The sequence below is a fragment of the Mycoplana sp. ABR4_002 genome (genome assembly GCF_056159645.1).
Genome location: NZ_JBSWVO010000001.1, coordinates 3,288,035 through 3,301,944, shown reverse-complemented (window position 1 = coordinate 3,301,944; position 13,910 = coordinate 3,288,035). Strand labels below are relative to the sequence as shown.

General features: G+C 65.3%; 10 protein-coding genes. 2 read left to right on the top strand and 8 right to left on the bottom strand.

Annotated features, from left to right (window positions below; genetic code table 11):
• From glgC to ACXAGF_RS15690, 8 genes are all read right to left on the bottom strand, one after another.
• Positions 1-1,263: a glucose-1-phosphate adenylyltransferase gene (gene glgC / locus ACXAGF_RS15725; protein ID WP_475018316.1), complete on the bottom strand. Its 1,263-nt coding sequence runs from the start codon at positions 1,261-1,263 to the stop codon at positions 1-3.
• A 21-nt stretch (positions 1,264-1,284) separates the two neighbouring features.
• Entirely contained in the window at positions 1,285-3,489 is a 2,205-nt protein-coding gene (gene glgB / locus ACXAGF_RS15720) for a 1,4-alpha-glucan branching protein GlgB (RefSeq protein ID WP_475018315.1), read from the bottom strand.
• The gene (locus ACXAGF_RS15715; protein ID WP_475019319.1) at positions 3,489-5,948 is read right to left on the bottom strand and encodes a glycogen/starch/alpha-glucan phosphorylase; all 2,460 of its coding nucleotides are present in this window, start codon (positions 5,946-5,948) and stop codon (positions 3,489-3,491) included. Before ACXAGF_RS15715 ends, glgB begins: the two co-directional genes overlap by 1 nt.
• 210 nt (positions 5,949-6,158) lie before the next feature.
• Positions 6,159-7,424 carry a pilus assembly protein TadG-related protein gene (locus ACXAGF_RS15710; protein WP_475018314.1) on the bottom strand — a complete coding sequence of 422 codons (1,266 nt, stop codon included), beginning with the start codon at positions 7,422-7,424 and terminating at the stop codon, positions 6,159-6,161.
• A 175-nt stretch (positions 7,425-7,599) separates the two neighbouring features.
• The gene (locus tag ACXAGF_RS15705) at positions 7,600-8,487 is read right to left on the bottom strand and encodes a transglutaminase family protein (RefSeq protein WP_475018313.1); all 888 of its coding nucleotides are present in this window, start codon (positions 8,485-8,487) and stop codon (positions 7,600-7,602) included.
• Between the two features lie 11 nt (positions 8,488-8,498).
• Positions 8,499-10,856 carry a circularly permuted type 2 ATP-grasp protein gene (locus tag ACXAGF_RS15700; RefSeq protein ID WP_475019318.1) on the bottom strand — a complete coding sequence of 786 codons (2,358 nt, stop codon included), beginning with the start codon at positions 10,854-10,856 and terminating at the stop codon, positions 8,499-8,501.
• A 320-nt stretch (positions 10,857-11,176) separates the two neighbouring features.
• Complete coding sequence (locus ACXAGF_RS15695; RefSeq protein WP_475018312.1) at positions 11,177-11,941, bottom strand: VOC family protein; 765 nt, start codon at positions 11,939-11,941, stop codon at positions 11,177-11,179.
• A 95-nt stretch (positions 11,942-12,036) separates the two neighbouring features.
• The gene (locus ACXAGF_RS15690) at positions 12,037-12,771 is read right to left on the bottom strand and encodes a DUF899 domain-containing protein (RefSeq protein ID WP_475018311.1); all 735 of its coding nucleotides are present in this window, start codon (positions 12,769-12,771) and stop codon (positions 12,037-12,039) included.
• Positions 12,772-12,994: 223 nt separating this feature from the next.
• On the opposite strand from ACXAGF_RS15690, the gene ACXAGF_RS15685 reads away from it, so the two are divergent.
• Both ACXAGF_RS15685 and ACXAGF_RS15680 read left to right on the top strand, forming a co-directional pair.
• Positions 12,995-13,447, top strand: coding sequence for a MarR family winged helix-turn-helix transcriptional regulator (locus ACXAGF_RS15685; RefSeq protein ID WP_475018310.1), 453 nt, complete (start codon positions 12,995-12,997; stop codon positions 13,445-13,447).
• 17 nt (positions 13,448-13,464) lie between these two features.
• Positions 13,465-13,899, top strand: a complete 435-nt coding sequence (locus ACXAGF_RS15680) for a hypothetical protein (RefSeq protein ID WP_475018309.1) — start codon at positions 13,465-13,467, stop codon at positions 13,897-13,899.
• Positions 13,900-13,910: the final 11 nt, after the last annotated feature.

The window sequence follows — 13,910 nt, the reverse complement described above, 5'->3', positions numbered from 1 at the left end:
CTAGAGCTCTAGCCGGTCAATCATCGCCTGCGTGATCAGGCAGATGCCATTTTCCGTCCTGCGGAAACGCCTGGCATCGAGTTCCGGATCCTCGCCGATGATCAATCCTTCCGGGATCACCACGCCGCGGTCGATGACGACGTCGCGCAACTGGGCATGCCGGCCGATCGTCACGTCGGGAAGGACGACGGCCCCTTCCAGGCGCGAATAGGAGTTGGCCCGCACGCCGGTGAAGAGCAGGCTGCGGTGCAGCGTCGACCCGGAGATGATGCAGTCGCCGGAGACGAGCGAGGAAATCGCCGAACCGCGACGGTTCTCGTCGTCATGGACGAATTTTGCCGGCGGCCTGATTTCGGCATAGGTCCAGATCGGCCAGGTGCTGTCGTAAATGTCGAGTTCGGGCGTCACGTCGGTCAGGTCGATGTTGGCCTGCCAGTAGGCGTCGACCGTGCCGACGTCGCGCCAATAGGCTTCGCGCTCGAAGTCGGAGCGGACGCAGGAGGCGGTGAAGCGATGAGCCACTGCCTTTCCGTGCTCGACGATGTAGGGGATGATGTCCTTGCCGAAATCGCGGGTCGATTTGGGATCGGCCGCGTCCCGGCGCAGAAGGTCCATCAGGAACTTCGTGTGGAAGACGTAGATGCCCATCGAGGCGAGCGCCATGTCGGGGTTTCCGGGGATGCCGGGCGGATCGGCCGGCTTCTCGACAAAGGCGATGATCTCGTCCTTCTCGTTGACGTGCATGACGCCGAAGCCGGTCGCCTCCATGCGCGGCACCTCCAGGCAGCCGATCGTCACCTGGGCGCCGGAATCGACGTGCTGCTGCAGCATCAACTCGTAGTCCATCTTGTAGATGTGGTCGCCGGCGAGGATGACCATGTACTCGACGCCGTAGTCCTCGATGATGTCGATGTTCTGGTAGACCGCGTCGGCCGTGCCTTCGTACCATTGGGTCTCGGAGACGCGCTGGCTGGCGGGCAGGATGTCGAAGCTCTCCTTGCGCTCCGGGCGGAAGAAGTTCCAGCCGCGCTGGAGGTGCCGGATCAGCGAGTGGGCCTTGTACTGGGTGGCGACGCCGATGCGGCGGATGCCGGAATTGAGCGCGTTCGACAGCGCAAAATCGATGATGCGGGCCTTGCCGCCGAAATAGACGGCTGGCTTGGCGCGACGGTCGGTCAGTTCTTTCAGGCGGCTCCCCCGCCCGCCCGCCAGAACGTAGGCCATCGCGTCACGCGCGAGGGGTTGTATTCGCTTCTGCTCCATCGTGTCCTCCCGACTGTCCGTTCACCCATCCAGCTCCAGCATCAGGGTCGCCAGCGGCGGCAGGCAGACCCAGGCTGCAACATTCCCCCCATCCTCTCTGGCCGCCTGAACGGCCCCACCGTTGCCCTTGCCCGAGCCGCCGTAGATTTCGGCATCGGTGTTGAGGATCTCCTTCCATCGTCCCTCAACCGGAAGCGGAATGCGATAGTTTTCGCGATGGACCGGGGTGAAGTTGGTGACCACTGCGACCGGCTGTCCGCCGGGCGCGCGGCGCAGCCAGGCGAACACCGAGTTGTCGCGGTCGTCGGCAAGCAGCCATTCGAAGCCCTCTCCCTCGCAGTCGCGCCCGTGCAGGGCCTCCTTCTTGCGATAGGTACCGTTGAGGTCGCGCACCAGGCGGCGCATGCCCTCGTGCAGGGGGTATTCGAGCAGGTTCCAGTCGAGTGCGCGGTCCTCGCTCCACTCGCGCCATTGCGCGAACTCCTGCCCCATGAACAGCAGCTTCTTGCCCGGATAGCCCCACATGAACCCGTAGTATGCCCTGAGGTTTGCGAATTTCTGCCAGTCGTCCCCCGCCATCTTGGCGACCAGCGAGCCCTTGCCGTGCACCACCTCGTCATGGGAGAGCGGCAGGACGAAATTCTCAGAGAAGGCATAGAGCAGGCCGAAGGTCATGTCGTTGTGGTGGAATTTCCGGTGCACCGACTCGCGCGCCAGATACTGAAGCGTGTCGTGCATGAAGCCCATGTTCCACTTAAAGCCGAAGCCGAGACCTCCCTCGTGCACAGGATGGGACACCTTCGGCCAGGAGGTGGATTCCTCGGCGATCGTCATCACGCCGGGGTGTGTGCCGTAGATGCGGGCGTTCATCGACTGCAGAAAACGAACGGCTTCGAGGTTCTCGTTACCACCATATTCGTTCGGCACCCATTCGCCGTGCTTGCGCGAATAGTCGAGGTAGAGCATCGAGGCGACGGCGTCGACGCGCAGCCCGTCGACGTGGAACTTTTCCGCCCAGTACAGAGCATTGTTGATCAGGAAGGCGAGCACCTCCTGGCGGCCGAAATTGTAGATCGCCGTGTTCCAGTCGGGATGAAAGCCCTGGCGCGGGTCTTCATGCTCGTAGAGCGCGGTGCCGTCGAACCAGCGCAGGCCGTGCTCGTCGGTCGGGAAGTGCGCCGGCACCCAGTCGAGGATGACGCCGATGCCGACCTTGTGGGCGCCGTTGACGAACCGCGCGAAGCCCTCCGGCTCGCCGAAGCGCGCGGTCGGGGCATAGAGGCCCGTCGTCTGGTAGCCCCAGGACGGATCGAACGGGAACTCGGAGATCGGCAGGAACTCGATGTGGGTGAAGCCCATGTCGATGCAGTAGGGGATCAGGCGATCGGCGAGCTCGTCCCAGGACAGCATCTCGCCGTTGTCGCGGCGCTGCCAGGAACCGGCGTGCACCTCGTAGATGGAGATCGGCTGGCGGCGCGCGTCGGCGGTCGCCCAGAACTCCCGATGGGCGCCGTCCTCCCAGTCCTGCCCGATCTCCGGCGTTGTCATGGAGGCGGTCCTCGGCCGCAGCTCCGAGCGCCGGGCGAAGGGATCGGCCTTCAGCGGCAACAACTCGCCGTTCTTGCCGACGATCTCGTACTTGTAGGCCTGCCCGGCCGTCACGCCGGGCAGGAAAATCTCCCAAATGCCGGTGTCGCGGCGCAGCCGCATGACGTGGCGACGCCCGTCCCATTCATTGAAGTCACCGACGACGGAGACCCGCTGCGCATTCGGCGCCCAGACGGCGAAGTGGAACCCGTCCGCGCCCTCGAGCGTCAGCGGATGGGCGCCCATGCGGTCGAACAGCCGCAGATGCGAACCTTCCCGGATGTAATAGTCGTCCATCGGGCCCAGCACCGGGCCGAACGAATAGGGGTCGACGACGATCCATTCGCCGCCGGCGTTGCGGGCCCGGTAGCGCAGCGGCTGCTGCTTGCGGATGGTGAGCGGTCCGGCGAAGAAACCTGCCGGATCGAGGCAGGCAAGTTCGCCGGCAGGCTTGCCGGCCAGGGTCTCGGCGGCGACGGCGTCGGCATGGGGAATGAAGCAACGGGCGACAAGCTTGTCGCCCAGGTATTGGACGCCCAGGATCGAGAACGGATCGATATGGCGACCTTCAAGAACTGCCACGATATCGGCCTGCGCCAGACCCGTCGATCGTGTCTCCAGCGGGTCCTTTTTCGCCATCAAGCGCCCCAGATCTCGGTTGCGTATTGTCGGATCGTCCGGTCGGAGGAGAACCAGCCCATGCGCGCGGTGTTGAGGATCGCCTTGCTGTTCCAGCCCGTCTTGTCGTTCCACAGCCGGTCCACGTCCCGCTGCGCCCTGGCATAGGCGTCGAAGTCGGCGGCCACCATGAACCAGTCGTGATTGTAGAGCCCATCGATGAGACCTGCAAACCGGTTGCGGTCGTCCGGGGAGAATACGCCGGAGGATATTGCCGAGAGCGCCTGCGACAGCTCCGGTGAACCCTCGATGATGGCACGCGGATTGTGGCCCTCGGTGCGCAACTGCGCGACCTCGTCGGCCGTCATCCCGAAGATGACGATATTGTCGGCGCCGACATGGTCGCGCATCTCGACATTCGCCCCGTCGAGCGTTCCGATCGTCAGCGCCCCGTTCAGCGCGAACTTCATATTGCCGGTGCCGGAGGCTTCCATGCCGGCGGTGGAGATCTGCTCCGACAGGTCCGCGCCCGGCACGATCACCTCGGCCAGCGAGACGTTGTAGTTCGGCACGAACACGACCTTCAGCAGGCCGCGCACGGCCGGGTCGTTGTTGATGACACGGGCAACGTCGTTGGCAAGCTTTATGATCAGCTTGGCATTGTGATAGCTCGGGGCCGCCTTGCCGGCGAACAGCTTCACCCGCGGGACCCAGTCCAGTTCCGGGCGCGAACGGATCTGGTCGTAGAGCGCGACGGCCTCGACGATGTTGAGCAACTGCCGCTTGTACTCGTGGATGCGCTTGATCTGGATGTCGAACATCGCGTCCGGATTGAGGCGAATGCCGAGGCGGGCCTGCACGAGATTGGCGAGCCTGACCTTGTTCTGTCGCTTGATCTGCGCGAAGCGCTCCTGGAAGGCGGCATCGCCGGCGAAGCGGTCCAGGTCCTTCAGCCGCTCGGCGTCATCCTCGAAGGCGTCGCCGATCGCTTCCCTGATCAGGTGGAAGAGGCCCGGGTTGCACTGCATCAGCCAGCGACGCGGGGTGATGCCGTTGGTCTTGTTGTTGATACGGTTCGGGTACAGCCGGTGCAGGTCGGCGAACACCGTCTCCTTCATCAGCTCGGTGTGGAGCGCAGAGACGCCGTTGACCGAATGCGAGCCGACGAAGGCGAGGTTGCCCATGCGCACCCTCCGCTCGCCGCCTTCCTCGATCAGCGAGATGTTGCGGACCGTCTGCTCGTCGTAGCCGCGCTCCCGGCGCGCCTCGAGCAGGATCTTGGCGTTGATGGCGTAGACGATCTGCATGTGACGCGGCAGCAGCCGCTCGACGAGGGGAACCGGCCAGCTCTCCAGCGCCTCGGGCAGGAGCGTGTGGTTGGTGTAGGCGAAGGTCTTGCGGGCGATATCCCAGGCCGCATCGAACTCCATCCCGTGCACGTCGGTGAGCAGGCGCACCAGTTCGGCGACGGAGACGGCCGGGTGTGTGTCGTTGAGCTGGATGGCGACCGCGTCCGGCAGGGTGGTGAAGTCCGGATACTGCTGCAGGTGGCGACGCAGGATGTCCTGCAGCGAGGCCGAGGAGAAGAAAAATTCCTGGCGCAGACGCAACTCCTGGCCGGCCGGCGTCGCGTCGGCGGGGTAGAGCACGCGGGTCAGGCTTTCGGCCTTGTTGCTCTCACGCAGTGCGCCGATATGGTCGCCGGCGTTGAAGGCATCAAGCAGGATCGGGTCGATCGGATAGGCCGACCACAGCCGCAACGTGTTGACGCGCCGCGCGCGCCAGCCGACGGCCGGGGTGTCGTAGGCCGTGGCGATGACCCGCTCGGCCGGCTTCCAGACGAAGCGCTGCCGGCCCTCGCCGATTTCGAGGGTTTCCACCGCGCCGCCGAAGCCGATCTCATAGGAGCTTTCGCGCCGCTCGAATTCCCAGGGGTTGCCGTGGGCCAGCCAGGTTTCCGGCAGCTCGACCTGCCAGCCGTCGGCCAGTTGCTGGCGGAACAGGCCGTGGACGTAGCGGATGCCGTAGCCATAGGCGGGGACGTCCGTGGTCGCCATCGATTCGATGAAACAGGCGGCCAGTCGGCCAAGGCCGCCGTTGCCGAGCGCGGCGTCCGGCTCCAGTTCGGCGATGACGTCGATGTCGACGCCGAGCGAGGCGAGCGCCTCGCGCATCTCGTCCATGATGCCGATATTGGTCATGGCATCGCGCATCAGGCGGCCGATCAGGAACTCCAGCGACAGGTAGTAGACGCGCTTTGCGCCGGTAGCATAGGTCCTGCGGGTGGAATCCATCCACTTGTCGGTGACGCGGTCGCGCGCGACCAGGATCGCCGCCGTCAGCCAGTCATGGGGCTTGGCGACCTTCGGGTCCTTGCCGATGCGGTATTTCAGGCGCTCGAGCAGCTCCGTCGCGAGCTGGCTCGGCTCGGTGGAACGCAGCGCTGGCGTGGGGATATCGCTGGAAGAGACCTTGTTCATCATTGGCGACAACGAACCTCACTGCTTCGTCCAGCAGCCACCGGATCGTGGCCGTCGCCAGCAATTTTGCATCTATCCTTAGCGCTTGCAATACGAGTTCTTGTAGGAGGAGCTATGCAAGCAGCGCAATGTTTCTGCTTAAGAAATAGGCAAAGCCCGCTGCGTGCGGGCGCAGCGGGCTTTGCTTCGGTCCGGCCGGAGCCGGCCCTGTCAGTGCGTTAGGCGGGCGATCTGGGCGGTGGCCTTCTCGCCGATCGCCTTGAACGCCTGGACGAGCTGGTCCATGTCCTCGGCCTCGTAGTAGTTTTCTTCCGTCGTCGCGCAGTACTTCAGAAGGTTCTGCCCGTTCGTCGGCGCCATGAAGGCCACGGTGTAGACCTGCACCTTGGAGGCACGCGCCTTGTCGCAGTAGGTCTTGGTGTCGGTGTCGGCCTTCTTGCCGTTCGACGTCGAGGAACTGCCGTTGTAGGCGGTGTTGTTGCCGTCGGTCATGAAGACGATGTACTTGGTCGGCACCTGGCCGTTCTCCTGCTTGTGCGCGGGATTTTCCGTCTCGTTGGTACTGTTCGACGGCACCAGCTTGTCGTAGGCCTTCTGGAACGCGCCGTGCGAGTCCGTGCCGCCGGTCGGTTCGTCCGGCAGGGCGTTGACATAGGCGAGCGCGGCCGTCGTGCCCCAGGCCAGCGACGTCTCCGTCTGCATCTTGTCGTTGTAGGAGACGGCGGCGGTCCGCACCAGCTTGACCGGCGAATCGGCCGTGGCCTTGTTCAGTTCGGTCATGAGGCTGGCGACCGCCAGCTTCAGTGCGCCGATCTTCCGCACATAGCAGGGCGTCTCCGGTTTGACCCAGCTCTTCAGCCAGTTGTCGTCCGTCCAGTTCTTGCATGAGATTGTCTTGCTCAAGATCTCGTCGGTCTTGAACGACATCGAGCCGGAGCGGTCGACCACCAGGAACATCGACAGCGCATTCTTGGATTCGGTCGCGCTTTCGGCAGCCGTCTTGGCAGTCAGCGTCGCCTTGTCCTTGACCAGAAGCTTCGTCAACGGGTTCAGCGACATGGTGTAGCTGGCCGAGACGGAGATGTCCCACCGCTTGCCGGTGCCGACCGTCGCGAGCTGCTGGATGTCGATGACGGTGTCGTCGAACGAGTTCGGATCGTCGGTGTCGTTGCCGCTTTCGTCCTCGTCGATGCTGTTGCCTTCCGCCATCTGCTGCTTGAGCAACTGCAGCGCCAGCAGCTTGGCGTCCTCGATGCTGTAGCCGTCGTTGGCGAGCGCCGAGGCTGCCGCGAGAGCCGCCGAATCCGAGGCGTCCTGCAGGCGGGACTTGTTCATGATCATTTTGGTGACATCGATCGTGATGCCGCCGGCGCCGAGAAGCACCGGCAACAGCAGCGCTGTGATAAACGCGAAGTTACCCTGCCGATCCTTTGACAGGCGGGTAAGAAGACCCTGCTTTTCGGTTGCCAGTTTCATCTGTTTACACCCCATCGTCATAATGTGGGGGAGACGGTAACCGGGAAAATTTACCTTCGCGTTTCGGCAAACACTAAAATTCGATCGAAAGCGTGCCGATCTTGGATTTTCAGGCCTTTGTTCGCGATTTTGGTTGTGCCCAAATGGGACTCGCCGACGAAATGGCCAAAGGCGGCTAGGCGGGCTTGCGAACCGGTACGACGTCCACGGCCTGGGTCGTCTGTTGCCGGCCATAGCTCTTGACGATGCCGATCACCGGCGCGACGTCGGCGTAGTCGCGGCCGTAGCCGATGACGATATGGTCCAGGCCGGCGGGAATGTCGTTGGTCGGATCGAGTTCGATCCAGCCGTCGACGCGGCCGCACCAGACCCGCACCCAGGCGTGCATGGCGTCCGCCCCTTCCAGCCGGTCCTGCCCGGGCGGGGGGATCGTGCGCAGGAAGCCGCTGACATAGCCGGCCGGAACCCCGAGCGAGCGCAGGGCGACGATCATCACGTGGGCGAAGTCCTGACAGACCCCGCGCTTCAGGCGGAAAGCCTCTTGCGGCGGCGTGTCGACCGCCGTTGCGTCGGCATCGTAGGCGAAGTCCTTGTGGATGCGCTCGCAGATCGCGCCCGCGATCTCGCGCACGGTCATGCCGGGCCGCGCTATCGAGCGCGCGTATTCCGCAATGTCGGCGCAGTCGGGAAGCCGCGGGCTGGGGCCGGCAAAATGGTGGGGCGAGGCCGGGTCGAGCGACCAGTGGGCGGCAAGCTCGCGCGACAGGGCGTCGAGCCGCGGCGAGCAATCGGAGGTCGGATGCGGGTGCTCCACCTGCACGCGCGCCTGCATTTCGATTTCCAGTTGCTGGTGCGCGTTGCGGAACAGGATCGTGCTCGCGGTGTTTTCAAAGAAGTCGACAAGACCGGTCCGCTCGACGGGATGGGGGCGAACGTCGACCGTGCCTGCCACCAGGCGCTGGCGCCCGGCGATGGAGCGCGGCAGGACGCGAACCGCGTGGCGGCCGCCGGAGACGGGGGCGTCGTAGTGGTAGGCGATGCGGAGGCTGATGTCGTAGAGCATGGTCCGCCGTCTCAGTTGAGATAGGTTTCGGCCAGGATTTCGGAGAGCTTCCACAGCTCGTTCTCGAGGCGCTGGTAGGCCGCCGGCGTCATCGCCTCCGGCGTCATCACGGCAAGGCCCGCATGCAGGCGCATCGCCTCTCGATAGAACGGCGACATCTGCCCGTTGGAATAGGCATTGGGCAGTTGCTCCACCTCGGTCTTGATCTCGTTGAGCTGGTAGAGGATCGAGCGCGGGTTGAGCGGGTCGAGGGTCAGCAGGTCGGTGACGGTCAGGCGGGCGGTGGCGACGTTGTAGCGACGGCGGTGGGTCATGACGCTGTCGCCGATCTCGAGCAGCATGTCGAGCGCGCCGTCAGGGGCGTCCTCGCCGGCGAGGTGCCGCATCAGCCGTGTCATGTGCAGGCCACGCTCGAGATAGCGTCCGACCGACAGGAAGCGCCAGCCGGTGAAGCGGTACATGTTCTCGTGCACAAGCCCGGCGAAGCCGGCAACCTTGCGCAGCAGCACCGTCATGGCGCGGGTGGCGTCGTCGCCGGGCAGGACGCTGGAATGGAAGCGCCGCGCCGACTTCGACAGGTCGATGAGCGCGAGCCAGCCGTCCGGAGAGAAGCGGTCGCGGATGTTGCCGGCGCTGACGACGGCGCTGTCGATGTTGCGGATCAGGCTGAATGGAACCGGCTCGGAAATGTCGACGTCGAGCGCCAGGAGATAGTCGGCGACGTCCCTCAGCAACGGCTGGTCCGGGTCGGCATACTCCGCGAAGCGCCCATGCCAGGCGCGCAGGATGCGCAGCGCCCCTTCGGCGCGCTCGATGTAGCGGCCGAGCCAGAACAGGTTGTCGGCGGCGCGGCTCGGGAGGCTGCCCGGCATGTTGCGGGTGAAATCCTCGTCGTGGGGCAGCAACGTGGTGCGTTCGACCGGGCGGTTGCTGACGATCCAGACGTCGGCGGCCGAGCCGCCCTGCTGCATTGCGATCGCCGACACGTCGCTGCCGGAGCTGATGCGGGCGAAGCCCCCCGGCATGATCTGCCAGCCGTCCCGTGTGCGGGCGGCAAAGACGCGCAGGCTCATCGGCCGTGGCACGAGCCGGCCTGCAACGACGGCCGGCGTCGTCGACAGGGTGACCGCCTCCTGGCCGACCAGTCTCGCGCCGTTGGCGGCCAGCCAGTCGGGAACCGATAGCGAGGCGTCCTCGAGCAACACGGAGCCGAGCCGGGACTGGCCGTTGTCGTCGAAAAAGGGGCGGGTGGAGTAGGCCGGGCCGATCACCATCCGCTCGAGATTGGCGGCGACGTGGTCACGCTCCGCCGCCTGGCCGCACCACCAGGTGGCGATGCTCGGCAGGAGGGGGTCCTCGCCTGTCAGGTGCTGGCAAATCCTCGGCAGGAAGGCGAGCATGGCGCGGGTCTCGAGAATGCCCGAGCCGAGCGCGTTGACGATACGCACCGACCCCTCGCGCAGCGCCTCGACGATGCCGGGCGTGCCGATATGACTCTGCTGGTTCAGCTCCAGCGGATCGGCGAAGCTCGAATCGAGGCGTCGCCAGAGCACGCTAACCGGTTTCAGCCCGGCGACGGTGCGCACCATCACCTTGCCGTCGACGACGGTGAGGTCCTCGCCCTCGAGCAACTGGAAGCCGAGGTAGCGGGCTATGTAGGCGTGTTCGAAATAGGTTTCGTTGGCGGTTCCCGGCGACAGGACGGCGATGCGATCATCGCCATATTGCCGGCCGGCGAGCAGTGCGTCGCGGAAGGCGCCGAAGAAACCGGCCAGCCGGTGCACGTGGGTTTCGGCGTAGAGGTCGGAAAAGGCGCGTGCGGTGGCGACGCGGTTTTCGACCGCAAAGCCGGCGCCGGAGGGCGCCTCGGTACGGTCGGACAGCAGCCACCAGTTGCCGTCCGGGCCGCGGCCGACCTCGAAGGAACAGAAGTGGAGGAAATGGCCGTCCGCCGGCTTTGCGCCCACCATCGGTCGCAGGAACTCGGCATTGCCGGCAACAAGCGCTGGCGGCAGCAGTCCTTCGGCCACCAGCCTGTTGTCGCCGTAGATGTCGGCGACGACCTTCTCCAGAAGCTCCGCCCGCTGCACCAGGCCGCGCGACAGGGCGTCCCATTCGGCCTCGTCGATCAGCACCGGGATATGCGACAGCGGCCAACCCCGCTCGCCGGCTGCATCCTTGCCGTCATAGGCCCGGTAGAAGACGCCGGCGTCGCGCAGGTAGCGGTCGGCTCGGAGAAAGCGGTTGGCGAGTTCGGCCTCGTCCATCCGGCCCAGCGCCGCCAGCAGATTGCGCCAGACCGGGCGGACGGAGCCGTCGGCGGCGATCATCTCGTCGGCGATACCCGGCAACGGCGCATAATTCGCCAACCCCTCCGCCCTTTTGGCCTTGACGCCCTGTTCTGCCTCGGCTGCTCCCGCCTTCACGTCCTGCGCTCCCATCGGTCGGCTTGCGCCGGTCGCGGGCGGTCCTGGACCGTCCCGGCACCCGCGCGGACTCCATTCATTGGGATGTCATAGGTCGGCCCGCCCGAACGGGCAACGGCATGGCTGTGGATCAGCCCGAAAATGCCGGCCTGGATCGCCATCGGCGCTGGCTTCCCCTCGAAGTGGCGCGCTGCCACCAACGAGGGGAGTTTGTGCAACGCGATGACGGATTGCAAGCCCCGACCGGCAGGGGCGCAGCAGCATCAGCGCTTGGGCGCCACGAGGGCGAAATGGCCGCCCTGCGGATCGACGCCGTTGATGATCCAGGCGCCGCCGGGCACCTCCATCGGTCCCATCACGACCTTGCCGCCGCCGGCGGTGACGCGCTCGACCGCCGAATCGATGGCGTCGACGTTGAAGTAATAGCCCCAGTAGGGCGGGGCCGGCAGGTCCTTCGGCTTCGTCATCATGCCGCCGCGGGTCTCGCCGTTGATCTTGAAGAGCTGGTAGATGCCCATCTCGCCCATGTCGAGCGCCTGGTCCTTCTCCCAACCGAACAGGGCGGCATAGAACGTCCAGGCGCTGTCGAGGTCGCCGGCCATCAATTCGTGCCAGCCGACCTGGCCGGGTGCCATCTGGTCGGCGTCGGGCTGGCCTTCATCGCTGGAGCTGAACAGGCAGAACACAGCGCCGTGCGGGTCGGCGACGACGGCGAACCGGCCGACACCCGGGATATCGTCCGGCTGACGATGCACCTTGCCGCCCTTGCCTGCGACGTCCTTCGCCGTCGCATCGACATCTTCGGCATAGATGTAGCCGATCCAGCCGGGCGGCATGCCCTCGGCCTCCTTCGGCATCGCCATCAGTCCTGCGACCATGCGGTCGCCGGCAGAGAAGAGGGTGTAGTGCATGTCCGGCATGCCGGCATCCTTGGCGGTCCAGCCGACAACGGACCTGTAGAAGCGCTCGGCGCCGTCGACGTCCGTGGTCATCAGTTCGTACCAGACGAATTTGCCATTGTTTGTCATCGGGTTTCTCCACGAAGGGTCCGCAACGGGAAGGGGTTAGGTAGAGCGGCGGTGGCCACAGTCAATCGGATGGCCGTGGCCTGGCCGGGCGAGGGCTAGCCGCTCTGCACCTTCGCCTTCGGAGCGTCCGCATATTCGTCGTGCCGTTTGACGAAGCTGAGCGTGCCGGTCTCGTTTCGTCCCTTCGGAGCGCGGTCGAGGATCATCAGCGTGGCGAGCGCGTCCTCGCCGCCGCGCGCATAGTCGGAATAGGTGTGGTAGACGGCGCCGTCCTCGTCCTTGAAAAACGCGCTCATCCCCGGCAGTTCGTCATGGGCGTCCTCGGACGCTGTCTCGCGGTAGTTGTAGAAAACCTTGCCGCGCGCGAGCTGCTCTTTGGTGAAGGAGACGTGGTAGTCGAAGTTGAAGTCGCTGCCTTGGGAGGAATACCACGGGAACTTCCAACCCATGCGCTGCTTGTAGGCGGCGATCTTCGCGAGCGGGGCGCGCGAGACGCAGGCGAAGGTGACATCGTGGTGGTTCAGGTGCGGCAGCGTGCCGTCGATGTGATCGGCCATGAAGGAGCAGCCGGGGCAGCCGGCTTCCCAGTCGGGGCCGAACATGAAGTGGTAGACCATCAGCTGGCTGCGGCCGTCGAACAGTTCGGCCAACGTCTTCCTTCCGTCCGGTGTGTCGAACGTGTAGGTTTTGTCGACCCGGACCCAGGGCAAGTCCAGCCGCGCCGCACGCAGCTTGTCGCGCAGCTTCGTTTCCTCCTTTTCCATGGCCAGCAGCGCCGTGCGCGCCTTGAGCCACTCCTCGCGGGAGACGATTTCGTGTTCCGGTCCCATGCTCGCAACTCCTCCCTTACAGGCGTTTCGCCAGTTTAAGTTGATATCAACGTTTGACGGTCATGTCAAAAATGCAGCCGAGCGATCGTTCCACCGGCCGCATGTCTGATAGACGTTTCATGCGGACGATTTCCGACATTGCACGGTAGATAAATGGGCGGGTAAGCGCTTCCTTTCGTCCTCGCTAATTGACAGTCTGCTGTCAAAATGAAAGAATTCCGTCATGAACAACGTGTCGGAGCAGGTGACCGGGCTCGCCCTTGCCGTCTTTCGGGCCAACGGCGCGCTGATTGCGGCCGGCGACGTGCTGACCGCACCCTTCGACCTCTCCAGCGCCCGCTGGCAGGTGATGGGCGCCATGGCCCTGGCCGGGCAGCCGCTGACGGTCTCGCAGATCGCCCGCAACATGGGCCTTGCGCGGCAGTCGGTCCAGCGGTTGGTGGACGAACTCGGCCGGCAGGGCATGGTCGCGCTCACGGTCAACCCTCACCACAAGCGGGCACGGCTGGTCTGGCTGTCGCAGCGAGGGGCCTCGGCCTATGCCGGGATCATGCAGGAATGGAACGCGCTCGCATCGCGACTGGCAGAGGGGATGGACGAGGCGCGGCTGCTGGCCGCAACGCAAGCGCTGGAACAACTCTGCGCCGCGCTGGGCGCACAGGCCCGGCCCGGCTGATGCTGGAGGAAACCTCGATGCGAACGCTTCACCCGGTTTTCGGTGTGTTGGCCCTGGCGATCATCCTCGCCTTCTGGCTGTCGACGGTCGTGAGCGAACTGCTGGGGACAACGGCACTTGTCCGCGCCGTCAAGCTTGTTATCCCCTGGGGGCTGCCGGTGCTGGTGCCGGCGCTCGCCCTGACCGGCTTCAGCGGGTTCCGGCTGGCGGCACGCTGGAGGCATCCCGCCGTCGCGGCCAAGAGGCGCCGCATGCCGGTCATTGCGCTGAACGGCCTGCTGGTGCTCGTCCCGTGCGCGCTCTATCTGCGCCATCTGGCCGCCGCCGGCGATTTCGGCACGACATTCTATGCGGTACAGGCGCTCGAGCTTGGCGCCGGCGCGGTCAACATCGCGCTGATGGCGCTGAACATGCGCGATGGCTTGCGGCTCAGGCGCAGGCTGCCGGCCTGAGCCGCAAGGCG

Coding starts and splice junctions, on each gene's coding strand:
- glgC (WP_475018316.1), bottom strand. CDS start 1,263: ATGGAGCAGAAGCGAATACAACCCCTCGCGCGTGACGCGATGGCCTAC.
- glgB (WP_475018315.1), bottom strand. CDS start 3,489: ATGGCGAAAAAGGACCCGCTGGAGACACGATCGACGGGTCTGGCGCAG.
- ACXAGF_RS15715 (WP_475019319.1), bottom strand. CDS start 5,948: ATGAACAAGGTCTCTTCCAGCGATATCCCCACGCCAGCGCTGCGTTCC.
- ACXAGF_RS15710 (WP_475018314.1), bottom strand. CDS start 7,424: ATGAAACTGGCAACCGAAAAGCAGGGTCTTCTTACCCGCCTGTCAAAG.
- ACXAGF_RS15705 (WP_475018313.1), bottom strand. CDS start 8,487: ATGCTCTACGACATCAGCCTCCGCATCGCCTACCACTACGACGCCCCC.
- ACXAGF_RS15695 (WP_475018312.1), bottom strand. CDS start 11,941: ATGACAAACAATGGCAAATTCGTCTGGTACGAACTGATGACCACGGAC.
- ACXAGF_RS15690 (WP_475018311.1), bottom strand. CDS start 12,771: ATGGGACCGGAACACGAAATCGTCTCCCGCGAGGAGTGGCTCAAGGCG.
- ACXAGF_RS15685 (WP_475018310.1), top strand. CDS start 12,995: ATGAACAACGTGTCGGAGCAGGTGACCGGGCTCGCCCTTGCCGTCTTT.
- ACXAGF_RS15680 (WP_475018309.1), top strand. CDS start 13,465: ATGCGAACGCTTCACCCGGTTTTCGGTGTGTTGGCCCTGGCGATCATC.